The organism is Nonomuraea salmonea (assembly GCF_042428605.1).
GTDB classification, from domain to species: Bacteria; Actinomycetota; Actinomycetes; order Streptosporangiales; family Streptosporangiaceae; genus Nonomuraea; species Nonomuraea salmonea.
The window spans coordinates 388,289-411,506 of the sequence record NZ_JBHMCF010000011.1; the positions used below are offsets into that span (position 1 = coordinate 388,289).

A 23,218-nucleotide genomic window follows, 5' to 3' on the forward strand; every position below is an offset into this window, starting at 1 on the left:
TTCCCGAAGATGATCAGCCGGCGCCGAAGCAGACGAAGGTGGCGGCGGGTTCGCCGAGTGAGGCGGTGGCCAGGGCGTCGGCGGGGCGCGCCCCTTCCGCGACGGCCTGGTGGTAGGCCGTCATGACGCGTTCCGCCACCTGGTCGGGCACGCGGGTGAGGCTGGAGATGACGGTGGAAGTGCCGAGGTAGAGCAGGGCGGCGGTGAACCCGAGCAACTCGTCGCCCGCCCTGACCACGGCCTGGCCGACGTCGCAGGCCGACAGCACGACGTGGCCGGGCGCCCGGCCGAGCCGCTGCAGGTCGTACGCCATGAGTGGCCCGTCGGCGAGCACGAGCCGGGAGAAGAACACGTTCTCGCGCTCGTGGTGGCCGTGGGCGGCGAAGTGGGCGATGGACGCGCCGTCGAGCGCCTCCAGCGTGGCCGTCACCGTGGCCTGCTCCCCCGTCAGGCGGCGCGCCTTGGGGTGGACGTCGCCCAGCCGCTCGACCTCGCGTTCGGCGTGCTCGAGGTCGGGCCCGGCGACCAGTACGGGCGAGCCGTCGTCGGGCGCGGCGGAGCCCCTGGCCGCCAGCCACACCAGCGCGGACGGCGCCACCGCCAGCGGCCTGCCGCGCAGGTGGGGCAGCAGCCCCCAGGGCACCGCGGACAGCCCCATGGTGGGGATCAGCACGATCCCGCGGGCGCCGTCCAGGGCCTGGCGCAGCGGCGCCGCGAGCGCGTCGCCGATGACGGCGAGCTGCCGCTGCACGGACGCCTCGATCACGGCTTTCAGCGCGGGCCGCAGGTTGCGTCCCGCCTGGGCGTTCAGGTCGCCGGCCAGCCGTCGCGCGGCCTCGGCCACCGGTTCGTACGCGGTCAGCCGGTGCAGGTGGCACCGGCCGCGTACGAGGACCAGGGCCAGCAGCCCGCCGTCCACGTTGAGCAGGCTGACCAGCGCCAGGTCGTCCTCGGCCAGCGCCGACTCCACCGCGGAGGCCGACGCGGGTGCCAGCCGTTCGCCCACGCCGGGCAACTGCCAGCCGCGCTCCCTGATCACCTGCTCCAGCTCCAGGCAGCGCCGGCGCAGCGCGGGGTCGCGGCGGCCCGCGGCCTCGTCGGCGTGCATCTGCTGGGCGAGCTGGCGCAGCTCGGCCAGCGCCTCGGCGGTCCTGCCGTCCTCGGGCGCCTGCGGCGGGCGGAACCGGAACGCCTGCGCCCTGCACCGCTCCGACCAGGCGAACACCTGCCGCGGCGGTCCGCCGTCGAGGGCCGCGCGCAGGCCGTGGCCGGCGAGGTCGGCGCCCAGGGCGGCGACGCCGGTGAGCAGGTCGAGGCTGCCCAGGCGGCCCCGGTGGGAGTGGATGAGCGCCAGCCCGTCCCGTACGCGGCGCAGCGCCAGGCCCCGCTGCCCGGACGCGCCGGCCAGCTCGGCGCCGGCGAGGTGCCGCATCAGCCGCACCTCCAGCGACACGTTCCGCCCGCTCTCGGGAAAGGCGCTGGGGGGACGCCCGCCGGCGATGAGAGCGCGAACCGCGACCAGCCTGGCCATCTCGGCGTCGTCCCGCATGCCGAGCGCGGCGAACCGCTCCGCCAGATCCCCCGCCCGCCGCGCCACCACACCAGGAGCCACCACACGGGAAGCCACCGCACCCGGGGCTACTGTGCCGGGGGCTACTGTGCCGGGGGCCGCCCCACGGGCCAGGTCGGCGCGGAGGCGCATGAGGACCGCGCGCAGTGCCCAGGCGGTGCTGCCGCGGCGGCGGAAGTAGGTCTCCGCCCGCCGGGCCCGGTCCCTGGCCTCGGCGTGGCGGCCCGCGTCGAGCGCGCACTGGGCGCGGGCCAGCTGGGCCTCGGCGTAGTCCTGCATGAGCCGCTGCCGGCGGAAGCCGTCGATGGCGCCGTCGAGGGTGCGTCCGGCCTCGTCGGTGAGGCCCACGGCGAGCAGCGCGCGGGCTCTGTCGACGGCGAGCACGGGCAGGAAGCCGGGGTTGACGTCCTGGTAGAGGCCCTCGACGCGGGCGAAGACGCGCAGCGCGGCAGGTACGTCGCCGAGCAGCAGGTCGCAGTAGCCGTCGTTGTGCAGGGCCTTGGCGGCGAGCACCCGGTGGCCGGCCGCGTGCGCGAGCTGGGCACTCCTGCGGGCGTCGTCCCTGGCCTGGCGTACCCGGCCGGCCATGAGGTGGATGACGGACCGGTTGAGCAGCACCCTGGACAGCTCGACCCGCTCGCCGGCCGCGGCGAGCAGGGGTGCGGCGACGTCCAGCTCGGCGAGCGCCTCGGCGCCGGCGCCGAGGCGCAGGTGCAGCAGGCCGCGCTGGGCGTGCACGATGGCCAGCTCGTGCGGCGGCGCCCGGCGCCGCGCGGCGTCGAGCAGCTCCATGCCGAGCCCGGTGTGCCCCTGCTCGGCCTCGGCGTGCGCGAGGCTGGTCAGCAGCCTGGCCAGCAGCCCGTCGGGCTCGGCGGGCTCGGCTCGGTCGGCTCGGTCGCCGTCCGCGTGCCCGAGCAGGGCGAGCGCGCGGCGCAGGCGGCGGCCGGCCTGGGCGGGACGCCCGTTGTCGGTCGCCTCGACGCTGAGCTTGTGCAGGTGCTCGACCTGCTCGCGGATCGCCGCGAAACCGCTGTCGCGCAAGGCCGCCTCGCGGTGGGGTCAGAGTGAGGGGTCAGGGGGATGGGTCAGAGGATGAGTGAGGGTGTCACCGCCAGTATCGTCGCCCGCGCCGGATCATCAAGCCCCTGGCGTACCACGAGTTGCGACAGACCGCGTGGCACCACGTCGAGCACGAACCTGCCCTGGTCGTCGGCCCTGACCACGTGGGCGCCGCAGCCGGTGCGCAGCTCCACCAGGTGCTCGCCGGGCGGCGCGAGCCAGCCGTCCACGCGGACGGCGTGCTCGTCGCGCGCGCTCACGCTGATCATGATGGTGAGGATCTCGCTGTCGAACGTGATCGTCCGGCTGTCCTCGCCGCCCCGCACGCCGGCGGGCAGTGCGGGCTCCTCGTGCGGCCGCAGCACGGCGAAGTCGGGCGACTCCAGGGCGAGCGCGAACTGCAGGCGTTCGACCAGGGTGGCGGGCACGGGATCGACGATGCGGTAGACGTCGGCGATCTGCCCGGCGAGCAGCTCGTCCTCGGGGGTCAGGTAGGGAGCGCCGCTCCCCTCTGCGGTGTTCATCAAGGACTCCAATCCGGATCCTTCGCGAGCAGGAGGCGCAGCTTCGCGAAGCACCGGCCGCGCGTGGGCCCGATGCTGCCCATCGGCATGTTGAGCGCGGCGGCCACCGCGTCGTAGTGGGGGCGCGGCACGAAGGCGATGATCCTGAGCAGCTCGGCGCACCTCTTGGGCAGGCTCTCGACGGCGTGCCAGAGGGCGCGCCGCCGTTCGTCGTCCACGAGCAGCTCGTCGGGGGTGAGCACGCTGTCGGGCAGGTCCTCGAAGGCGTCGTCGCCGGGCAGGTCGTCCTTGCGGGCGGCGGCGCTGACCCGCCACGCCTCGCGCCGGGTGGTGGTGACCAGCCATTCGATGAGCGCGCCCGGCACGGAGATGGCGTCGAGGTGGCGCAGCAGGGTGAGCCAGGTCGTCTGGATCACGTCCTCGGCGGCCTGGGGGCTGAGGCCCTGGTTCCTGGCGGTGTGCCAGAGCACGGGGGTCAGCTCGGCGACGATGGCGTCGAGCGCGCCCCTGTTGCCCGTACGGGCTTCGAGCAGCAGCGCGGCCAGCCGTTCGCGCCGCTGGGAGCGGGCGCCCGCCGGGCGGTCGAGTGCGCGGTCGCCGGCCATCAGATCGGGGTGATCTCCGGCCGCGCCGCCTTGTCGTTGATCATCGTGTCGATGACCGTGCGCGCCCGCTCGACGGGGTCGACGCCGACCTGCCCGAGGGTCTTGGTCAGCTCGGCGGCGATGACGCCGGCCACGATGGGCGCGGCGAACGACGTGCCGCTCCAGCCGCAGAACGGCCCCACGGCGTCGCAGTCGAGCGCGGCCCGCTCGCCGACGCTGAGCGGCGCGTTCTGGGCGCCCCTGTGGGCCGGCGGGAAGGTGCTGACGACCATCGCGCCGGGGGCCCGCCAGCGTACGGCGGGGTGGTCGTTGCTGAAGATGGCGACGGTGCCGTCGGGGTTCTTGGCGGCCACGCCGAGCATCGGCGCGAGCGGCGGCCCCGGCACGTCGGTCTCGGAGAGCGCGGCGAGGTAGAAGGGCCGGGTGGTGGCGTAGTTGCCGGCCGCGTTGACGACGGTGACGCCGCGCGCCCGCAACTGGTTGACCTTGGTGAACAGCGACTGCATGGCGGCGTCGCCGGACTCGGAGAAGCCGCCGAAGGAGCAGCAGAGCACGTCCACGGGCTGCCCGTCGTCCATGAGGTCGAGGAGGCGGTCGAGCGCGGCGTGCAGGGCCTCGCCGGGGACGACGCCGTCGCTGTGCATGACCTTGTAGCTGAGGACGCGGGCGTCGGGCGCGGTCTGCGCGATGATCCCGGCGAGCATGAGGCCGTGCCCGGTGTGCGAGTTGAGGGTGCCGATGAGCGGGTTGGGCACCTGGCCGAGGTCCTCGTAGCCCTCCAGCCTGGCGATGTCGCGGCCGGCGTAGGCGGGGTGGGTGTCCTCGATCTGCTGCTGCCCGTCGGGATCGACGGTGAGGAACGCGTCGGGGTCGGTGACGGGCCTGAACCACGGGTGGGTGGCGACGCCGGTGTCGAGGATGACGACGGTGATCCTGGGGCCGCCCAGCTCTTCGAGGGTGCGGCGGCGGGGCGGCCCGGCGACCACGGTCAGCGGGATGCGCCCGTATCCGGGGCCGCCTCCCGTGCCGGGCTGCTCGGTGACGGCGTGGCCGCTGGTGGCGGGCTCGCCTCCGAGGTCGAGCGAGCCGATCCCGCTGGTGGCCGAGCCGACGAACAGGTGGTCGAGGGAGATCTGGTCCAGCTGCGAACGGAGGGCGGCGGCCGCCGGCTCGGCGTAGGACGGGTCGGCCAGGGCCCTGCGCACGGCGCGCAGCGCGGGCCAGGCGTCGGCCATGACGTCGCGGGCACCGTCGGCGATCTCCAGGACAGCGGGCAGCCAGACGGTCCGGTCGCCGAAGTCCCTGTCGCGGGCGCGGTCGACGCTCTCCGCCGACAGCTTCAGCCCCACGGTGGACAGGGCCTCGTCGATCCGGTCGGTCGCCTCGCGGACGGCGAGGAGCTGCCCGGGGACGAGCAGCACGTCCGCGCGGTAGACCGTGGAGTCGGGGCGGGCCTCGCCCGGGTCGAGGCCGACGGCCCACGGGTCGAGGACCTTGGCTCCGTGCCGGTCCAGCAGCTCGCGGGGCAGCGTGATGCCCTGCCAGGCCGGCCCGAACGGCTCACCCTGGCCGTGTCTGGCCGGTTCCGGGATGTGGTCGATGGTCATGGCGCCTCCGTTCTCGCCTCTGTGGCGTACGAGAGCGGATCGCGCCCCGCGATACCCCGCCGCCGGTAACGGAAGCGTCACGATCCGCCGCGCGGCGGCGCGAGCGGAGGTGCTTAACTGGGACGCGTAAAACGTTTCACCCCCTTTATTGCGGAAGGTCACCCGTGGACTACGAACGCCAGCCGTACAGAAGGTGCGGCCGCAGCGGTCTGCTCCTCCCCGCCGTCTCGCTGGGCCTGTGGCACAACTTCGGCGAGGGCAAGCCACTCGACAGCCAGCGCGCCATCCTGCACAAGGCGCTCGACCTCGGCATCACCCACTTCGACATCGCCGACCGCTACGGCCCGCCCATCGGCGCCGCCGAGTCCGCCTTCGGCCGGATCTTCCCCCGGTCGCTGCGCGACGAGGTCGTGGTCACCACCAAGGGCAGCAACCCTATGTGGGACGGCCCGTACGGGAAGGGCAACTCCCGCAAGCACCTGCTGGCCACGCTGGACCGCTCGCTGGCCCGGCTCGGCCTCGACCACGTGGACATCTTCTACCTGCACCGCGACGACGAGGAGACGCCGCTGGAGGAGCAGGTGGCCACGCTGGACCACATGGTCCGCACCGGCCGCGTGCTCTATGTCGGCGTGTCCAACTTCTCGCCGGAGCGCACCGCCGAGGCGGCCGGGCTGCTGCGCGGGCTCGGCACCCCGCTGCTGGTGCACCAGCCGTCGTACTCGCTGCTCAACAGGGGCATCGAGGACGCGCTGCTCGGCGTGCTGGAGGAGGAGGGCGTGGGCTGCGTGGTGTACTCGCCGCTGGCCCAGGGCCTGCTCACCGACCGCTACCTCGACGGCATCCCGGCCGACTCGCGGGCGGCCGAGGGCCGGTTCCTGACGGCGGACCGGGTGACGCCCGAGGTGCTGGCGTTCGTACGGGCGCTGTCGAAGCTGGCCGACGCGCGCGGGCAGACGGTGGCGCAGCTCGCGCTGGCCTGGGCGCTGCGCGACCCGCGGATCACCTCGGTGCTCGTCGGCGCCTCCAGCCCCGAGCAGCTCGAGGCGAACGTGGCGGCGGTGGACCGGCTCGACTTCACCGCCGACGAGCTGGCCACCATCGACCAGGCCGCCAAGGAGGCCGGCGTCTCCTCCTGAGGCGACGACCGGGTACATCGATCGATGTACCCGGTATTTCGCCCCTCGGGACGACGGCCTGGCCCCGCGAGGCCAGCACAGTGGAGTGTGTGACGCGACGCATCGACGCACTCGACGTGCTGCGCGGGGTGGCCATCATGGGCACGCTCGGCACGAACATCTGGCTCTTCACCGCGCCGGAGGGTCCGCTGGGGTTCCTGCGGCCCGAGACCGGCGCGGTGGAGACCTTCCTGCGCTTCCTGGCGAACGGCAAGTTCCTCGGGCTGCTCACGCTGCTGTTCGGGGTGGGTCTTGAGCTGCAGTACCGCAGCGCCGCCCGCAGAGGGACGCCCTGGCCCGGGCGGTACCTGTGGCGGGCGGCGCTGCTGTTCTGCGAGGGCGTCCTGCACTACGTGCTGGTCTTCGAGTTCGACGTGCTCATGGGGTACGCGCTGACCTCGATGGTGGTGGCTTACCTGATCGGGCGGAGCGAGCGGGCGGTGACCGCGTGGATGGTCGCGGCTGGGGCCGTGCACCTGGCCATCGTCGCGCTGGTCACCGCGGCGCTGGCCCTGGCTCCGCCGGTGTCGGGCGGGGTGCCGCCGCGCGACTGGCTCGGCCAGGTGCGGATGCGGCTGGACAACGTCGCGGTCTTCCGCGCCGAGCTGGTGATCATCGTACCGATGGGGATCGTGCTGTTCCTGCTCGGGGCCCGGCTGATGCGCGCGGGCGCGTTCGAGGAGCGCGGGGCTGCGCTACGGGTGCGGCTGATGGCCGTGGGGCTCGGCCTCGGCGTGCCGCTGAACCTGGCCACGTCCTACGCGGGCCCGAGCTGGTTCATGGTGGATCGGTACGTCGCCGCGCCGCTGGTCGCCCTGGGCCTGCTGGCGCTGGTCACGCACGTCGCGCTGGGCATGAAGGGGGCGCCGGGCGTCATACGGCGGGGCCTGACCGGGGTGGGGCGCACGGCGCTGTCCTGTTACGTGTTCCAGAACCTGGCCGCGAGCGTGCTCTGCTACGACTGGGGCCTGGGGCTGGCCGGACGGTTGGACGGGCTGCGGCCCTGGTGGGTGCCCGCGGCGTGGGCGGTGATCTGCCTGTCGTTCATGGTGCTGGCGTCGTGGTGGCTGCGCAGGTTCGACCGGGGGCCGCTGGAGCTGGCCTGGCAGTGGGCGTATCAGGCGCCGTGGCGGGGGCGGGAGCGCGTTCGCGCGTGAAACCGGGTGTTGACGGGGTCTTCCCCAGCGCTTAACGTTCCGGCAGTCGGTGAAATTATCGACATAGTTCCGAAACTTTCGGAAACAGCCCTGGCACCCCTGCTCCGGCATTCGGAGGTTCGTTCGGTGAAACCCTTGATCCTCGCCTTGGCGCTCGTGCTCGCCGTACCCGCGAGTCCGGCGAGCGCGCACCCCGGCCCCGGGCACCATCCGCGTCCTGCCAAGGACCTGCGCCAGCTCTCCCAGCAGCTGCACATCAAGATCGGCTCAGCGGTCGACATCGCCTCGCTGCGCGACGAGCCCATGTACCGCAAGACCCTGAACCGCGAGTTCAACCACGTCACCGCCGAGAACGCGATGAAATGGGAGTCCGTCGAGCCGGAGCGGGGCGTCTACACCTGGGACGACGCCGACGCGCTCGTCGAGAACGCGCGCCGCAACCACCAGCAGATCCGCGGCCACACACTGCTCTGGCACAACCAGCTGCCCGCCTGGCTGACCAGCGGCGTCGAGGACGGCTCCATCGACGCGACCGAGCTGCGCGAGATCCTGCGCGACCACATCACCACCCAGGTACGCCGCTACAAGGGCAAGATCCGCGCCTGGGACGTGGTCAACGAGGTCGTGGAGGAGGACGGCTCGATGCGGCAGAGCATCTGGCTGACCCACCTCGGCCCCGGCTACATCGCCGACGCCTTCCGCTGGGCCCACAAGGCCGACCCGCACGCCAAGCTGTTCATCAACGACTACAACCTCGAGTGGAACGCCCCCAAGATCGAGACCACCCTGAACATCGTCAAGGACCTCAAGGCCGAGCGGGTGCCGATCCACGGCATCGGCTTCCAGGGCCACCTCGGCATCCAGTACGACTACCCCGGCGACTGGGCGAACGTCATGCAACGCTTCGCCGACCTCGGGCTCGAGGTCGCGGTCACCGAGCTGGACGTCCGCATGGTGCTGCCGGTCACCCCGGAGAAGCTCGCCACCCAGGCCGACTACTACCGGCGCGCGCTCACCGACTGCCTCAGCGTCCGCGCCTGCCGCGAACTGACCGTCTGGGGCTTCACCGACCTGCACTCGTGGGTGCCCGGCTGGTTCGACGGCGAGGGCGCCGCGACGCTGATGGACGAGAACTACGCGCCAAAACCCGCATACAAAGCCCTGCTGTCAGTGAAGGGCCGCAAGTAGCCCCAACGACCGCACCACTGCTGTCCTTGAGGACGAGAGGGAAGGCCCTGCTGTCAGTGAAGGGCCGCAAGTAGCCTCAACGACCGCACCCACTGCTGTCCTTGAGGACGAAAGAGGGGGCGTTGCTGTCGGTCAAGGGTCGGAAGTGATGCCTTCGTCGAGGCGCTGCAGGAGGCCGTAGACGAAACGGGCCCGGTGTGTTCGCCCGCCGGACGGGAAGTCGACCGTCCAGTGGTGCGGCGCCGGGCCCTCCAGTTGTACGGCCCCGGGCATCGCGGCGAGGTCGGCCACCACGCACGTCCAGGGCGCGAGGTCGGACGGGGCGGGGCCCGAGGGGCGGACGAACCACTGGTTCCACAGCTCGCCGCCGGGCCCGAGCAGCGCCTCGTACATCAGGCCCGGCCACGACGGGAGCGGCCAGCGCAGGACGTCGCAGGTGAGGCTGCCGGCGGGCCTGCTCCCCCGGTGGGGCGCAGGCCCCAGCGCCATCCGCAGCGCCGCGGCCCCCTTGGGCGCCCTGGGCGCGTGGGCCAGCCGGGTCCAGTGCGCGTGCGCCGCGCGTACCTCGGCCCGCGAGGCGCCCATGTCCCGTAGCGCCTCCTCGACCCGTCCCGGGTTGAGGTCGCGCATGCGATGCATCAGGGCCAGCTCGAACTCCCGCACTCCGAAACGCACACCCCCACCCTGCCACGGGGCTCAGCCAGGTTCGGCGGGCGCGTCGTGGTCGTCGCCCGCGGCGACCACGTCGGCCAGGGTGATCTCGCTCAGCAGCGCGTTCTCGTGGCTGCGCAGGCGGTCCCAGATGGCGGCCAGCGGGGCCGCGGCGCGGGGGAAGGGCCTGGCGTCCGGCTCGGCGCCCTCGGTGACGCGGATGACGTCGGCGAGGGCGATCTCCCCCGGTGGCCGGGCCAGCCAGTAGCCCCCGTCCGGGCCGCGCTGGCTACGGAGCAGCCCGGCCCGGCGGAGCTGGAGCAGGATGTTGTCACAGAACCGGCGCGGGATCTCCTGGGTGGCGGCGATGCGTTCGGCGTGCACCGGACGGTCGGCCGTGGCCAGGGCGAGCATGGCGCCGAGGGCGTACTGCGTTCGGGCGGAGATTCTCATGCGAGGTGTGGGCGGGCCTCAGGCCGAGGCCGTCTCCTCCTCTTCCGCGCCGCGCTCCCGCAGCCCGCTCTCCACCGCCTCGACGGACTCGTTGGCCTTGTCGCGGCGGTATTCGCGCACCGAGTACGCGATCGCGCCCGCCCACAGCAGCGCGATGACGATGTAGGCGACCGTCTGGACCCCGCTGGAGGCGTCGATCCAGTCGCTGCGCAGCAGCGTGCGGACGTTGGTCAGGATGATGACGCCGCCGACGGCCGAGCCGAGGATGCGCGGCGGGATGTGGCGGACCAGCCAGGCCGCGATCGGCGCGGCGATGACGCCGCCGAGCAGCAGGACGGCCACCCAGGAGAAGTCGATGTTCTCGGAGCCGATGCCGACGAAGAAGCCGACGCTGGCGGCGATGGCGACGAGGAACTCGCTGGCGTCGATGGAGCCGATCACCTTGCGGGGGGCCAGGCGGCCGCTGGCCAGGATGGCGGGCGTGCCCACGGGGCCCCAGCCACCGCCGCCGGTGGCGTCGACGAACCCGGCCACCAGGCCGAGCGGGGCGAGGAACCGCCTGCGCAGCGGCTTGCCCAGGTTGCCGCGCGGCAGGCCGAACGCGGTGAAGCGGATGAGGATGTAGACGCCGAGCGACAGCAGGATGATGGACATCACCGGGGCGGCGATCTCGGTGGACAGGCTCGACAGGAACGTCGCGCCGGCGAACGCGCCGACGGCGCCGGGGATGCCGATCTTGGCGACGACCTTCCAGTCGACGTTCCCGAAGCGCCAGTGGGAGATGCCGGAGGCCAGTGTGGTGCCGATCTCGGCGAGGTGGACGGTGGCGGACGCGGCCGCCGCGTTGGTGCCGACGGCCAGCAGCAGCGTGGTCGACGTGACGCCGTACGCCATGCCGAGGCTGCCGTCGACGAGCTGGGCCGCGAGGCCGACCAGCCCGAGCAGGATGAGCGCTCGCACGATCTCCCTCTCCCTACCATTCCTACTATAGAAGTAGGAATAATACTTTAGACCGGACGCCCATCTGTCAACCCCCCATCCAGGCAAAGCCCAGGGGCGAACCAGGTTATTCGGTGATCAGGGCTCTGACCGTGAGGTCTTCCGTGCCGGACGGGCCGTCCAGGCGGACGGTCAGCTCCCAGCCGCCGGTCATCGTGAACAGGTCGCCCTCGGCGGTGAAGTGGCCGGGGCTCCTCTCGGTGGCGGTCAGCTCGGGCGTGGCGTGTCCCATGTCGGTCATCACCGCCGAGACGTGCACCGCGTCGGCGTCTCCGCGCTCCACCACGACCTCCACCGTGCCGCGGCCCGGGGACGGGTCGTCGATGACGACGGTGGCGGCGTAATGGGCGCCGGTGGTGGTCACGCGGACCGGCTGGGCCGACGCGCTCCTGCCCGCCACGAAGAGCGCCACCGCGACGGCCACCAGGACGACGGCGATCAGCATGCGCCTCATCGGCCGCTCCCCTTCGCCTCGGCTTCCGTCACGTCGACGGTGAAGGGGGCGGTGACGATGCGGTCGGAGACGGCGTACTGGGCCCAGGCGAGGTAGCGGCCGGGCTCCGGGAAGCTGAAGGTGAAGCGCAGGCGGGGACCCGGGGTGCCCATCTCGTGGATGTGGCCGAGGAAGGAGCCGTCCTGGTTGCGGACGATCAGGTGACCCGTCATGCCGAGCCACGGCCGTACGCCGGCGGGGGCGGTCAGCTCGATCGTGGCCGGGCGCCCCGCGACGGGGACCGCCGGGCGCAGCACCGGGGCCACCACCGCGTCCGGGCTCGTGGTGGTCACCTCTCCCCCTGTGCCGATCTCTCCTGTGCCGATCTTTCCTCGGTCGATCTCTCCTGGGTCGATCTCTCCTGGGTCGATCTTTCCTGGGCCGATCTTTCCTGGGCCGATCTCGAAGGACGTGGTGGCGAGCTGGCCGCCGGAGTCCTCGCGTTCCAGCTCGGCGTGGGCGAGGTAACGGCCGGGACGGTCGGCCCGCAGACGGACCTCCAGACGGCCGGGAGCGGTGCGCAAGGGGTGGACGTGACGGAAGAACCGCCCGTCCTCGGAGGTGACGATCACGTGGGCGAGCGCCTCGTGATGGACGACGAGGTCGTCCACGGGCCGCCCGGTGGAGCCGTCCACGAGGTCGATGCGGAGCGTGAACTCCTCCCCCGTCCCGGGCCGCGCCGGCTCCGTGGCGACCCTGGCCTGCACGTACGGCCGCCCGCCGGCGCTCGTGACGGCGCTCGTGACGGCGGGCGCCGCACCGTCCGGCGGGGCGGGCGGCAGCTGCGGCTCGAACACGATCACCATGGCCGCCACCGTCACCCCGGCGGCGGAGACGGCGGCCAGCCCCATCGCCGGGCCTGGCCGGGTCAGCGCCCCGGTGAGCAGGCCACCCACCAGCAGCAGCGCGGCCACGAACAACCCGCCGTAGATGAGGAAGTCACCCGGGGAGCCGCGCTCGACGAGCACGCGGAACGGCAGCACGGCGACCTCGTCCCCCGCGCTCAGCTTCAGCTCGTGCGGCCCGGTGCGCTCGACCCGCAGCGCGGTGTACGCCGGGTCGGCGGCGGCACGGGCGGTGCCGGTGACCGTACGGCCGTCCTCGACCGAGCGGACCTCAAGGGCGATGGACGGCCCGGCGACCGGCTCGTACGCGATGACCCCGATCCGCAGCGGCCCCGGCACCCGGGACGCCCCCTTGATCACCACCGTGACCTCGGCCCCCGCGATGGTCTGCGCGAACCGCAGGTCCACGCCCGCCGTGACGTTGTGTGCGGCGGCGGGCGCGGCCATCGCCAGCACCAGGAGGGCGGCCAGGCACAGCGCTCGGATCATGCCCGCGCTGGGCGGGCGTCGGGCAGGAACAGCGCGCCGAGCGCCAGCCCGACGAGCCCGGCGACGATCGGCGCGCCGGTCCACAGCTCGGCCACGAGCGGCAGGCCCCCGGCGGCGACCGAGGCGGAGGCGATGTAGAGCGACCAGGTGGCGAACGCCGAGAGCCCGGCGAAGGCCCAGTAGGCGCCGCGCCGTTCGGCCGACGGGCGCAGCCGGCTCATCAGCACGTCGCCGACGAGGCCGCCGGCCACGATGGAGAGCAGGACGGGCACGTTCTCGAACTCGGTCTGGGCGCCTGGCATGAGGACGACGATGGCGTACATGATCGTGATGGCGCCGAACGGCAGCCGCCAGCGCCGGGCGAGCAGCAGCACGGGGGCGAGCAGGATGACGTTGCTGACCACGATGGCGGCGGCCAGGCCGCCGGCGCCGGAGTTCTCGACGGCGGAGAACGCCTCCACGATGGACGTGGGGCGCCATTGCATGGCGTCGGCGTACGACAGGAAGAGCGAGACCAGCGTGGCGGCGAACGCGAGCCCGATCAGCGCGGGCAGCAGGCGGCCGAGCGTGGGGCTCGCGCCGATGTCGGGGGCGTTCCAGGCGGAACGCAGCGGAGTGGTGATGATGAGCAACATCGTGACGATCAGCCCGAGATGTGATGGGCTGAAGAGAATGTCGATGTTCGTCTCGATGCCGAGAATGGTGTGCCACATCATGTCGGCGAATCCGAACGCGGCGAACGCGGGTATCGCGAGCAGCCCGGCGAGATATCCGGCCGGCACGGCGGCCAGCCCCTGACGCCCGGCGCGCACGTTGCGCCACACCTGCCAGATGATCCAGCCCGCCACCACCGCGAATCCGGTGTAGAACACCGCGTGCCACGGCGTGAAGAACGTCTCCAGCTCGGACAGGTTGGTGTGGGCCCACGCGTCGATCATCAGCCCGACGCCGAACCAGACGCCGAACAGGGCTGTGATCAGGTCGGTCCGCGGGGACACCCACGATCGCGGCTCACCTGAATCCACCAGTAATCGCCGAATGCCGGCGTCGGCCATGGCCACCTTGCGGCTCCTTTCTCCCCCCAAGAATCTAGCGTCCTTTTCCGAAATGGCGCGCCCCGATATTCGGGCGCGATTCCCACACAGGGTGCTGTGATGAACACGTAACAGAATGAATTGCTGGGATAAATGGCCATCTGTGGTGGTTCTCCGGTGAGCCCCGCTTGAGAACCGCCCGCGCCCTGCGCGATGCTGGTACGTCAGCAGCGCTCCATGGTCGATGTCGGGGGTGGGATGAGCTCTCTGCGGGTCCTGCGCTGGCTGCCCTTCGTCGTCATGGCGGGCGTCGCGGTGATGGACATGCTGGCCGGCCGTTCCCTGGTCTTCCTGCCGCTGCTCACCCTCGGGCCGGCGTTCGCCTCGGTGTCCGGCGGCGTGCGCCGCACCGCCTTCGTGGGCGCGGTCGCGCTGGGCATCTGCGTGCCCATGGCGATCTACAACGACCTGCTGTTCACCTGGGAGAACAACCTCACCGTCATCGGCATCGCGGGCGTGACGGGCGCGAGCATGCTGGCCGCCGGCCTGCGGTTGCAGCGTGAGCGCGAGCTGGCCAGCGTCCGGCAGGTGGCGGAGGCGGCGCAGCGGGTGCTGCTGCGGCCGGTGCCGCGGCGGGCCGGGGATCTGCGGGTGGGGCTGTCGTACACGTCCGCGGCGGCCGAGGCGCGCATCGGCGGCGACCTGTACGAGGTGGTCACCACCCCGCAGGGCGTCCGGCTGCTGATCGGCGACGTCCAGGGCAAGGGCCTCGCGGCGGTCGAGACGGCGGCGTGGGTGCTCGGCGCCTTCCGCGAGGCGGCCTACGACGAGACCGACCTCGCCGACATCGGCGAGCGCCTGGAGGCGAGCCTGGCCCGCCATCTCGGCAGCGAGCAGTTCGTCACGGCCATCATCGCCGAGATCCACGACACCGAGGTGTCGCTGGTGAACTTCGGTCATCCGCCGCCGCTGCTCATCCACGCCGACGGCGGCATCGCCACTGCCGAGCCGCCCGAGCAGGGGCTGCCGCTCGGGCTCGGCGTCTTCGACGCCTCGCAGACCAAGGCGCACCGGGTGCCGTTCCACCGGGGCGACCGCATCCTGTTCTTCACCGACGGCGTCATCGAGGCCAGGAACGCGGCGGGCGAGTTCTACCCGCTGGAGGAGCGGGCGGGGCTGCTGCGGCGCGAGGACCCTCAGGTGGCGCTCGACGCCCTGCGCGCCGACCTGGTGTCACACACGGGCGGCCCCCTCCTGGACGACGCCGCCATGCTCCTCCTCCACCGCCCCGGCCACTGACCTCATGAGCGGAGCGGACGCCGGTGCTCGCGTCCGCGATGCGCGGTGAGATGACCTCCTCCCGCAGCGGAAAGGGACTTTCGTCCCTACCTGTGCGAGCGGCGGAAAAGGCAGGCTGGCGGGATGACGTACCAGGAAGACGAGCGGCGCCTGCGCGAGCTGCCCGTGTCGGAGGCGATGCGGCTGCTGGCGGGGGTGCCGTACGGCCGCATCGTCTTCACCCGCCACGCCCTGCCGGCGGTCAGGCCGGTGAACCACGTGGTGCTGGACGGCGGCATCGTCATCAGGTCGAGCCCCGGCATGGTCGTCGGCGACCAGGCGACGGAGGCGGTGGTGGCGTACGAGGCCGACGAGCTGGACAGTGACGAGCGGCTCGGCTGGAGCGTCATCGTGACGGGGGTGGCGACGACGGTGGCCGACCCCGGGGAGGCGGCCAGGCTCAAGGACCTGGTACGCCCGTGGGTGACGGGCGAGATGGACCAGGTGATCCGCATCCAGCCGGAGATCGTCACCGGGTTCGTGCTGGTGCCGGCGCAGGCGGTGTGCGGTCCTGCCTGATCAGCCGTCGAGGGGGACGTGCCAGGCCAGCCGGGTGCCGCCCTCGGCCGGCGTCTCCAGCTCGGCCGCCCCGCCCAGCCGGGCCGCGCGTTCCTCGATGTTGCGCAGGCCGCTGCGGCGCCCGCTGCCGCCCAGGCCGACGCCGTCGTCGGCGACGACGAGGGTGAGCCGCCCGTCCGCGACCTCGGCCCGCACCTCCGCCCGCTTGGCGTGGGAGTGGCGTACGACGTTGGACAGGGCCTCGCGCAGCACGGCGAGCAGATGCTCGGCGACCGGCTCCGGCACGAGCGTGTCGAGCTGGCCCTCCATGCGCAGGCCGGGCGTGAAACCCAGGTGGGCGCCCGCGCCCTCGACCAGGCCGACGATGCGGGCGCGCAGGCCCGGCGCGGCGTCCTCGCGCGGCCCCTGGAGGGCGAAGATGGACGAGCGGATCTGCCTGATGGTCTCGTCCAGCTCGTCGATGGCGTGCTGCAGCCGCTTGGCCGCCTCGGGCCTGTCGACCAGGCGGACGGTGCTCATCAGCGTCATCGCGGTCGCGAACAACCGCTGGATGACCACGTCGTGCAGGTCCTTCGCGATGCGGTCGCGGTCTTCGAGCAGCCCGAGGCGCTCGGCGTCGCGGCGCACCTCGGCGAGCTCCAGCGCGATCGCGGCCTGCCCGGCGAACGACTCCAGCATGCGCTGGTCGGCGTCGCTGAACGGCAGCCGCCCGCTCCGCTTGGCCAGCGTCAGCACGCCGCGTACGCGGGGGGTACCAAGGGGGATGAACAGCCCCGGTCCGTGGCCGACCCGCCGGGCGTCGGCGGCCGTGTCGGACGCCTCGCGCAGGTCGCGCTCGGCGCGCGGCTCGCCCCGGGTGAACACCTCGCCGGCCGCGGTGCCGGACATCGCGTACGTGTTGCCCAGCAGGTCCTCGGCCCTGTCGCCCTCGGCCACCTCGACGGTCAGCGTGGTGCCCGCCGGGTCGGGCAGCATGACCAGCACCACGTCGGCGTCGCACATCTCGCGGGCGCGGGCGGCCATGGTGGTCAGCACCACCCGGGTGCCGGCGCCGGACAGCAGGCTGGTGGTCACCTCGGCGGACGCCTGCAGCCAGGTCTCGCGGCGGCGCGACTCCTCGTACAGGCGGGCGTTCTCGACGGCCACGCCGGCGGCGCTGGCCAGCGCGATCACCACGGCCTCGTCGTCCTCGTCGAACTCGCCGCCGCCGCGCTTCTCGGTGAGGTAGAGGTTGCCGAACACCTCGTCGCGCACCCGCACCGGGACGCCGAGGAAGCTGCCCATGGGCGGGTGGCCGGGCGGAAAGCCGTAGGACTCGGGGTGATCGGAGATGCGGGCCAGGCGCAGCGGCCTGGCGTCCTTGATGAGCAGGCCGAGCAGGCCGAGGCCGTGCGGCCAGTGCTCGATGCGGGCGATCTCCTCCTCGCTCAGCCCGACCGGGATGAACTGGATGAGCGTGTGGTCCTCGCCCACCACGCCGAGCGCGCCGTAACCGGCGTCGACCAGCTTCGTTGCGGTCTCGACGATGCGGCGCAGCACGGTCTCGAGGTCGAGGTCGCTGCCCACGGACACCACGGCGTCGAGCAGCGCGTGCACCCGGTCGCGGGTGGCCAGCACGGCGTTCAGCCTGGTCTGCAGCTCCGCCAGCAGCTCGTCGAGCCGCATGTGCGGCAGCACCGGACGATGCTCGCTCTCCGACATACGGCCAGTGTCGCACCAGGGACCGTCGGGGGTGACCAGGTGACCCCCGCAGACAGTAGAGTGATCAGACAATCACTCAGGGTCACGAGGGGGCGTCCGATGCTCGACCAAGCCATCGCCGGTGCGGCACAGGACGAAGCGGGCGGTCTCGGCCCACTCGGCGTCGCCGGGGTCACGATCGTGTGGGCCGACAACAACGGCATCCCGCGCTCCCGAACGGTCCCCGCCGCCGCGTTCGACGCCGTGGCCGAGCGTGGGGTGGGGGTGACGCCGCTGTTCGCGGTGTTCGACTCCCACGACGGCATCTGCTTCGGCCACGCGCCCTTGGGCACCCCTTCCGGCGACATCCGGCTGGTGCCGGTGGCCGGCCGGATGGTCCGGCTGGCGGGGCAGCCGGGGTTCGCCTGGGTGCCGGGGCGGCAGGTGGCGGCCGACGGGTCGCCGTGGCCGTACGACCAGCGTGGCGCGCTGGAGCGGCAGGTCGAGCGGGCGGCGGCGCTGGGCCTTGAGTTCCTGGCCGGTTACGAGATCGAGTTCCACCTCAGCAGGGCCGACGACGGCGAGGGCCGCCCGGTCTACGACGGCCCCTCCTACGGCCCGGCCAAGCTGCTGGCCGTCGACGGCTTCGCCGAGCAACTGCTGCGCGACCTGCACGGCAACGGCGTGCCCATCGGCCAGTTCCACGGCGAATACGGCCCGGGCCAGTTCGAGCTCTCTCTGGCGCCCGCCGACCCGGTGACGGCGGCCGACCGTCAGCTGCTGGCCCGCCAGACCATCCACGCGGCGGCCAGGGCGCACGGGCTGCGGGCGAGCTTCGCTCCCCTGGTCACGCCAGGGCAGGTCGGCAACGGCTGGCACCTGCACACCTCGGTCTCGCGGGCCGGGGTCAACCTGCTGTCGGGTGGCGACGGCCCGGCCGGGACGACCGCCGAGGGGGCGGCCTACCTCGCGGGCCTGCTGCGCGACCTGCACGCCGTGGTGGCGGTCACCGCGCCCAGCCTGTCGTCGCTGCAGCGGCTGCGCCCCGGCTACTGGTGCGGCGCGTACGCGTTCTGGGGCGTGGAGAACCGCGAGGCGGCGCTCCGCCTGGTCCCCGCGACCCCGCTGCTGGGCCCTGGCCACGCGAACGTCGAGCTCAAGCCGTCCGACGCCGCGGCCAACCCCTACCTGGCGCTGGCCGCGGTGATCGCCGCCGGCCTCGGCGGCATCGAGGACGCGCTGACGCCGCCCGCCCCCGTGCAGGAGAACCCGGGCGAGTGGAGCGAGACCCGCCGCGCCGAGCACGGCATCCGCCGCCTGCCCTCCACGGTGGAGCAGCAGCTGGGCGCCCTGCTGGGCAACGGGCGCATCCGCGCGGCGCTGGGCGAGGAGCTGACGGACGCCTTCCGGGTGGTGCGCCTGTCGGACGCGGCGCGGGCCGCCGATCTCGACCCTGACGAGGTGATCCGGCGCTACCGCTGGCTCTACTGACCGGGCGACCTGGGCAGGAAACATTCCGGTAACGGGACTTGACCCGCTAAAACCGGACAAACTAGCGTCCACTGCATTCTATAGAATCCAGAATGCGGAGGCGGGGATGACCGAGACGGCGCGTGCGGCGATCGTCACGAGCGTCGCCGGCGAGGTCGAGATCCGCGGGTACGACCTGCCCCGGCCGGGCCCCGGCGAGTTCCTGCTGGAGGTCGAGCTGTGCGGGATGTGCGGCACCGACGCCCACATCTACCGCGGCCGGCTGGCGAGCGTACGCTTCCCCGCGTTGCTCGGCCACGAGATCGTGGGCCGGCTGGCGGCGCTCGGCGAGGGCGTCACCGCCGACCACGCCGGCCGGCCGGTGCGCGTGGGCGACCGGGTCGGCGTCTTCCCCGCTCTGAGCTGCGGCCGGTGCTACGAGTGCACGGTCCGCAGACGGCCGGGGAGTTGCCCTGACCGGCGCCCCTCCTACGGCTTCGCCTCCCCCGCCGACCGGCCGCCCTACCTGACCGGCGGCTTCGCCACCCACCTGTACGCCTCCAACGCCGGCACCGTCTTCTACCGCACCGACCTGCCCCCGGCCACGGCCGTGCTGCAGGAGCCGCTGTCGGTGGCGCTGCACGGCCTGGAGCGGGCGGGCGTCCGCGTCGGCTCCACGGTGGTCGTCCAGGGCGTCGGCGCGATCGGGCTGATGGCGGTGGTGGCGGCCAGGGCCGCCGGAGCGGCGCGGATCGTCGCCGTGGGCGGCCCTGACGCCCGGCTGGAGCTGGCGTCGGCGCTCGGCGCGGACGCGACCGTGGACCTGCGGCACGACGACCCCGCCGGACGCAGGAGCGCCGTGCTCGACGCGCTCGGAGACCCCCGGGGCGCGGACGCGGTGATCGGCACGGCCGGGTCGCCGCAGGCGTTCATGGAGGCGGTCGGGCTGGTGGCCGACGGCGGCGTGCTGGCCGAGCTGGGCAACTTCACCGACCGCGGCGCCGTCGCCTTCAACCCGTACACCGACCTGCTGAAGCGGGACATCACGATCGCCGGCGTCTATGGCGCGGGCCCCGACATGCAGCGCCGCTACCACGCCGCACTGACCGTGCTGGAGCGGGGCGGCCTGCCGTACGAGCGGCTGGTCAGCCACCGCGTGCCGCTGTCGGGGGTCAGGCGCGCCCTGGAGGCGCTGGACGGCGGCTACACCCTCGACGGCGCCGACGTCGTGAAGCTGGCGATCGACCCCGCTCTGTAACTCCCCTCAATCCCCCTGAAGGAGCAGTTCCCCATGCCCAGAAACTTCCGGCTGGCCGCGGCGGTGTCCGCGATGGGACTGGCGCTGGCCGCCTGCGGCTCGGCGGCCGAGGAGGTCCCGGCCGACGGCGGCGGTCTCGGCACCGCGGGCAGCCCGGTCTCGATCCGGGTCATCGCCAACGACGCGTTCGCCAAGCAGTGGCAGGACCAGCTCGTCCCCGAGTTCACCAAGAAGTATCCGAACATCAAGGTCACCGTGGACGGCGTGCCGTACAACGACCAGCTCGCCAAGACGATGCTGGAGCTGACCGGGACGACCGCCACGTACGACGCGGTGCTCGCCGACGACAACTGGCTGCCGCAGCTCGCCAAGACCGGCGCGCTGTACGACCTCAAGGGCCCCGAGCTGGCCAAGTGGAACGACCCCGGCTACGACTGGGCCGACTTCGACGCGACGCCGCTGGCGGCCGGGCAGTGGGACGGCAAGCAGTACGCGGTGCCGGTCCGGTCGAACCTGCTGCTCATGTTCTACAACAAGAGCCTCTACAAGAAGGCGGGGGTGAAGGAGCCGACCCAGGAGACGACCTGGGAGCAGTACTTCGCCGACGCCAAGAAGCTGGTGCAGGACACCGACGGCGACGGCAAGACCGACTCGTGGGCGGTGGGCACGTACTTCACCAAGGACCCGCTGACGCCGACCATCTGGCAGACCGTGCTCAACTCCAACGGCGGCCGGCTGCTGGACGAGAACACGAAGGTGGCCTTCAACGACGCCAACGGCGTCAAGGCGCTGCAGACGCAGGTGGACATGCTGAAGTACGCGCCGCCCGGGGCGAGCACGTACCAGTTCAACGAGCCGCTGGAGGCGTTCCGCCAGGGCAAGACGGCCACCATGTTCATGTGGGGCAGCGTCTACAAGGGCACCGCGGTCGACAAGGACACCACGACGCTGACCCCTGACGAGGTCGGCATCACCACGATGCCGGCCGGCACGGCGGGTCCCGGCGCGCATCGCGGCATCTGGTCGGCGGGCATCTCGAAGCGGTCGGAGCACCCGGCCGCCGCCTGGACGTGGCTGCAGTGGGTCACCTCCAAGGAGGGTGAGAAGTTCACCGCCAAGGCGTTCGGCACCTTCCCCGCGCGTACCTCGACGCTGGACGGCACCCCGCCCGACGCCTGGGCGAAGCCGGTCTACCAGGCGCTCAAGGACGGCTACAAGGTCGTCAGCGAGAACGAGATGTGGCGGCCCCGTCTGCCCGAGTCGGACGCCGTGCAGCAGGTGCTGGCGCTGCAGACCAGCCGCGCCATGTCCGGCCAGGCCACCGCGCAGCAGGCGATCGAGCAGGCCGCCAAGGAGATCACCGAGCTGCTGAAGTCCAAGGGCTACCCGCAGTGAGGCGTCTGAGGCTGGGAGAGCCCGGCACCGCCTGGCTCTTCCTGACCCCGGCCCTGGTGCTGCTGGCCGGCATGCTGCTCTACCCGATCATCTACACGGTCTGGGTGAGCATGTCGGACTTCGACCTGGCCACGTTCCAGCCGTCGGGCTGGGTGGGCCTGCGCAACTACACGGCCGTGCTGAACGACCCCGGTTTCCTGGAGTCGTTCAAGGTCACCGGGATCTACCTGGTGGTCGCGCTGCCGCTGCAGATGGTGCTCGGGTTCGCGATCGCGTTCCTGCTCAACGTGGAGTGGCGGGGCCGCGGCGTGCTGCGCGCGCTGTTCCTGATCCCGATGGTGGTCGCGCCGGTCGTGGCGGGCGGCGTGTGGCGGATGCTGCTCGACCCGCTGTGGGGCGTGGTCAACTACCTGCTCGGCCTCGTCGGCGTCGGCCCGGTCGAGTGGATCGGCGACCCGGTGCTCGCCATGGTGAGCGTGATCGTCATCGACACGTGGCGCTGGACGCCGTTCGTCGTGCTGATCGCCGCGGCCGGCATCATGGCGCTGCCCGGCGAGGTGTACGAGGCCGCGCGGGTGGACGGCGCGGGCCGCCGGCAGACGCTGCGCCGCGTCACGCTGCCGCTGCTGGTGCCGGTGATGGCGGCGGCGTTCATCGTGCGCTGGCTGGGCGCGGTGAAGATGTTCGACATCGCGCTGGCCGCGACCAAGGGCGGGCCGGGCAACGCCACGAACGTGCTCAACCTCTACATCTACGAGAAGGGCTTCCGCAGCCTCGAGTTCGGCTCGGCCTCCTCGATGGCCACGATCGTGCTGGTGATCACCATGCTCCTGACCTTCGTCCTGTTCCGCGTGAGCAACCGCCTGGAGAACCGATGGTGAGGTCGCGGGCGGGCCGCTACGCGGCGATCGCCGGAGCCTGCCTGGTGACGCTGCTGTTCCTGCTGCCCGTGCTCTACATGGTGAACGTCTCGTTCAAGCTGCCCAAGGACATCTTCACGGTCCCGCCGCGCTGGCTGAGCGAGCTGACGTTCGACAACTACACCAGCTACTTCGAGCAGGCCCGCATCCTGCCGCGCATGATCAACACGGTGATCGTGGCGGCCGGCGCCTCGATCATCTCGATGGTGGCCGGCTCCATGGCCGGCTACGCGCTGTCGCGGATGAAGATGCGCGGCGCGGGCGTGGTCGGCGGGCTGATCCTGGCCTCCCGGGCGGTGCCGCCGATCGCGCTGGTGGTGCCGTTGTTCCTGGTGGCGCGCAAGCTGGGGCTGACCGACCAGTACATCACCGTGATCCTGGCCTACGTCACCTTCCTGGTGCCGTACGTGGTGTGGCTGATGCGGGCGTTCTTCCGCAGCCTGCCGCCCGAGCTGGAGGAGGCGGCGATGCTCGACGGCTGCACCAGGTTCGGGGCGTTCTTCCGGATCATCGTGCCGACCAGCCTGACCGGGCTGATCTCGACGTTGATCTTCTGCATCATCCTGGCCTGGGAAGAGCTGCTGTTCGCGCTGATCCTGACCAACGACAAGGCCGTCACCATCCCGGTCGCGATCGCGGGCATCGCCGCGGACACCGAGAAGGGCGGCCTGTGGGGGCCGCTGGCGGCGGTCGGCGTGCTCACCGTGCTGCCCGTGGTGATCTTCGCGCTGGCCGTGCAGAAGTATCTGATCAAGGGTCTCGCCGACGGCGCGACCAAGGGGTGAG

General features: G+C 72.4%; 21 protein-coding genes and 2 pseudogenes. 11 read left to right on the forward strand and 12 right to left on the reverse strand.

Features of this window, described 5'->3' with window-relative positions:
- Nucleotides 1–13 precede the first annotated feature (13 nt).
- From ACFFR3_RS12185 to ACFFR3_RS12200, 4 genes are read right to left on the reverse strand one after another with little or no spacing between them, the layout of a single operon-like run.
- A complete protein-coding gene (locus ACFFR3_RS12185; RefSeq protein ID WP_364376967.1) occupies nt 14–2,611 on the reverse strand; it encodes a CHAT domain-containing protein in 2,598 nt (865 codons plus the stop codon).
- Nucleotides 2,612–2,655: 44 nt separating this feature from the next.
- Nucleotides 2,656–3,153 (reverse strand): hypothetical protein, encoded by a 498-nt coding sequence (locus tag ACFFR3_RS12190; protein ID WP_364376965.1) that lies wholly within the window; start codon nt 3,151–3,153, stop codon nt 2,656–2,658.
- Nucleotides 3,153–3,758: an RNA polymerase sigma factor gene (locus ACFFR3_RS12195; RefSeq protein ID WP_364376963.1), complete on the reverse strand. Its 606-nt coding sequence runs from the start codon at nt 3,756–3,758 to the stop codon at nt 3,153–3,155. The genes ACFFR3_RS12190 and ACFFR3_RS12195 overlap by 1 nt, the downstream gene beginning before the upstream one ends.
- Nucleotides 3,758–5,365 (reverse strand): S8 family peptidase, encoded by a 1,608-nt coding sequence (locus tag ACFFR3_RS12200; RefSeq protein WP_345402642.1) that lies wholly within the window; start codon nt 5,363–5,365, stop codon nt 3,758–3,760. The genes ACFFR3_RS12195 and ACFFR3_RS12200 overlap by 1 nt, the downstream gene beginning before the upstream one ends.
- Nucleotides 5,366–5,529: 164 nt before the next feature.
- Here ACFFR3_RS12200 and ACFFR3_RS12205 point away from each other — a divergent pair, with 164 nt between their 5' ends.
- The 3 genes from ACFFR3_RS12205 (at nt 5,530) to ACFFR3_RS12215 (ending at nt 8,888) form a co-directional block, all read left to right on the forward strand.
- Nucleotides 5,530–6,504, forward strand: a complete 975-nt coding sequence (locus tag ACFFR3_RS12205; protein WP_345402639.1) for an aldo/keto reductase — start codon at nt 5,530–5,532, stop codon at nt 6,502–6,504.
- An 89-nt stretch (nt 6,505–6,593) separates the two neighbouring features.
- Nucleotides 6,594–7,700: a DUF418 domain-containing protein gene (locus ACFFR3_RS12210; RefSeq protein ID WP_379483121.1), complete on the forward strand. Its 1,107-nt coding sequence runs from the start codon at nt 6,594–6,596 to the stop codon at nt 7,698–7,700.
- 126 nt (nt 7,701–7,826) lie between these two features.
- Nucleotides 7,827–8,888 (forward strand): endo-1,4-beta-xylanase, encoded by a 1,062-nt coding sequence (locus ACFFR3_RS12215; protein ID WP_379483122.1) that lies wholly within the window; start codon nt 7,827–7,829, stop codon nt 8,886–8,888.
- Nucleotides 8,889–9,020: 132 nt separating this feature from the next.
- Here ACFFR3_RS12215 and ACFFR3_RS12220 read toward each other — a convergent pair whose 3' ends face one another.
- From ACFFR3_RS12220 to ACFFR3_RS50310, 5 genes are all read right to left on the reverse strand, one after another.
- Nucleotides 9,021–9,563 (reverse strand): hypothetical protein, encoded by a 543-nt coding sequence (locus ACFFR3_RS12220; RefSeq protein ID WP_345410026.1) that lies wholly within the window; start codon nt 9,561–9,563, stop codon nt 9,021–9,023.
- A gap of 21 nt (nt 9,564–9,584) precedes the next feature.
- Complete coding sequence (locus tag ACFFR3_RS12225; protein WP_379483123.1) at nt 9,585–9,992, reverse strand: RrF2 family transcriptional regulator; 408 nt, start codon at nt 9,990–9,992, stop codon at nt 9,585–9,587.
- A gap of 18 nt (nt 9,993–10,010) precedes the next feature.
- Complete coding sequence (locus ACFFR3_RS12230; protein WP_364376951.1) at nt 10,011–10,952, reverse strand: sulfite exporter TauE/SafE family protein; 942 nt, start codon at nt 10,950–10,952, stop codon at nt 10,011–10,013.
- A 106-nt stretch (nt 10,953–11,058) separates the two neighbouring features.
- The gene (locus ACFFR3_RS12235; RefSeq protein WP_379483124.1) at nt 11,059–11,445 is read right to left on the reverse strand and encodes a hypothetical protein; all 387 of its coding nucleotides are present in this window, start codon (nt 11,443–11,445) and stop codon (nt 11,059–11,061) included.
- The gene (locus ACFFR3_RS50310) at nt 11,442–11,741 is read right to left on the reverse strand and encodes a DUF8832 domain-containing protein (RefSeq protein ID WP_512699777.1); all 300 of its coding nucleotides are present in this window, start codon (nt 11,739–11,741) and stop codon (nt 11,442–11,444) included. The genes ACFFR3_RS12235 and ACFFR3_RS50310 overlap by 4 nt, the downstream gene beginning before the upstream one ends.
- Between ACFFR3_RS50310 and ACFFR3_RS12240 the strand changes: the two are divergent.
- Nucleotides 11,646–11,846, forward strand: a pseudogene (locus ACFFR3_RS12240) (hypothetical protein); the annotation flags it as partial. The gene ACFFR3_RS50310 and the pseudogene ACFFR3_RS12240 sit on opposite strands and share 96 nt — an antisense overlap.
- Nucleotides 11,847–11,900: 54 nt before the next feature.
- On the opposite strand, the pseudogene ACFFR3_RS50315 reads toward ACFFR3_RS12240, so the two are convergent.
- Together ACFFR3_RS50315 and ACFFR3_RS12245 are read right to left on the reverse strand one after the other, a co-directional pair.
- A pseudogene (locus tag ACFFR3_RS50315) lies at nt 11,901–12,818 on the reverse strand (DUF8832 domain-containing protein); the annotation flags it as partial.
- Nucleotides 12,815–13,816, reverse strand: a complete 1,002-nt coding sequence (locus ACFFR3_RS12245; protein ID WP_364376943.1) for a hypothetical protein — start codon at nt 13,814–13,816, stop codon at nt 12,815–12,817. The pseudogene ACFFR3_RS50315 and the gene ACFFR3_RS12245, both read right to left, overlap by 4 nt.
- A gap of 294 nt (nt 13,817–14,110) precedes the next feature.
- On the opposite strand from ACFFR3_RS12245, the gene ACFFR3_RS12250 reads away from it, so the two are divergent.
- Entirely contained in the window at nt 14,111–15,151 is a 1,041-nt protein-coding gene (locus ACFFR3_RS12250) for a PP2C family protein-serine/threonine phosphatase (protein WP_345402613.1), read from the forward strand.
- Between the two features lie 123 nt (nt 15,152–15,274).
- Nucleotides 15,275–15,709, forward strand: coding sequence for a pyridoxamine 5'-phosphate oxidase family protein (locus tag ACFFR3_RS12255; protein WP_364376939.1), 435 nt, complete (start codon nt 15,275–15,277; stop codon nt 15,707–15,709).
- On the opposite strand, the gene ACFFR3_RS12260 is transcribed toward ACFFR3_RS12255, so the two are convergent.
- Nucleotides 15,710–17,410, reverse strand: a complete 1,701-nt coding sequence (locus ACFFR3_RS12260; RefSeq protein WP_379483125.1) for a GAF domain-containing sensor histidine kinase — start codon at nt 17,408–17,410, stop codon at nt 15,710–15,712.
- A gap of 99 nt (nt 17,411–17,509) precedes the next feature.
- On the opposite strand from ACFFR3_RS12260, the gene ACFFR3_RS12265 reads away from it, so the two are divergent.
- The 5 genes from ACFFR3_RS12265 to ACFFR3_RS12285 all read left to right on the forward strand — a co-directional run bounded on the left by ACFFR3_RS12265 (nt 17,510) and on the right by ACFFR3_RS12285 (nt 23,217).
- On the forward strand, nt 17,510–18,880 hold the full coding sequence (locus ACFFR3_RS12265; protein ID WP_379483126.1) for a type I glutamate--ammonia ligase: 1,371 nt from the start codon (nt 17,510–17,512) through the stop codon (nt 18,878–18,880).
- A 106-nt stretch (nt 18,881–18,986) separates the two neighbouring features.
- A complete protein-coding gene (locus ACFFR3_RS12270; protein ID WP_379483127.1) occupies nt 18,987–20,117 on the forward strand; it encodes a zinc-binding dehydrogenase in 1,131 nt (376 codons plus the stop codon).
- A 33-nt stretch (nt 20,118–20,150) separates the two neighbouring features.
- The gene (locus ACFFR3_RS12275) at nt 20,151–21,512 is read left to right on the forward strand and encodes an ABC transporter substrate-binding protein (protein ID WP_379483128.1); all 1,362 of its coding nucleotides are present in this window, start codon (nt 20,151–20,153) and stop codon (nt 21,510–21,512) included.
- Complete coding sequence (locus ACFFR3_RS12280; protein ID WP_345402595.1) at nt 21,509–22,393, forward strand: carbohydrate ABC transporter permease; 885 nt, start codon at nt 21,509–21,511, stop codon at nt 22,391–22,393. Before ACFFR3_RS12275 ends, ACFFR3_RS12280 begins: the two co-directional genes overlap by 4 nt.
- A complete protein-coding gene (locus ACFFR3_RS12285) occupies nt 22,387–23,217 on the forward strand; it encodes a carbohydrate ABC transporter permease (protein ID WP_345402592.1) in 831 nt (276 codons plus the stop codon). Before ACFFR3_RS12280 ends, ACFFR3_RS12285 begins: the two co-directional genes overlap by 7 nt.
- The last annotated feature ends 1 nt before the right edge of the window (nt 23,218 follow it).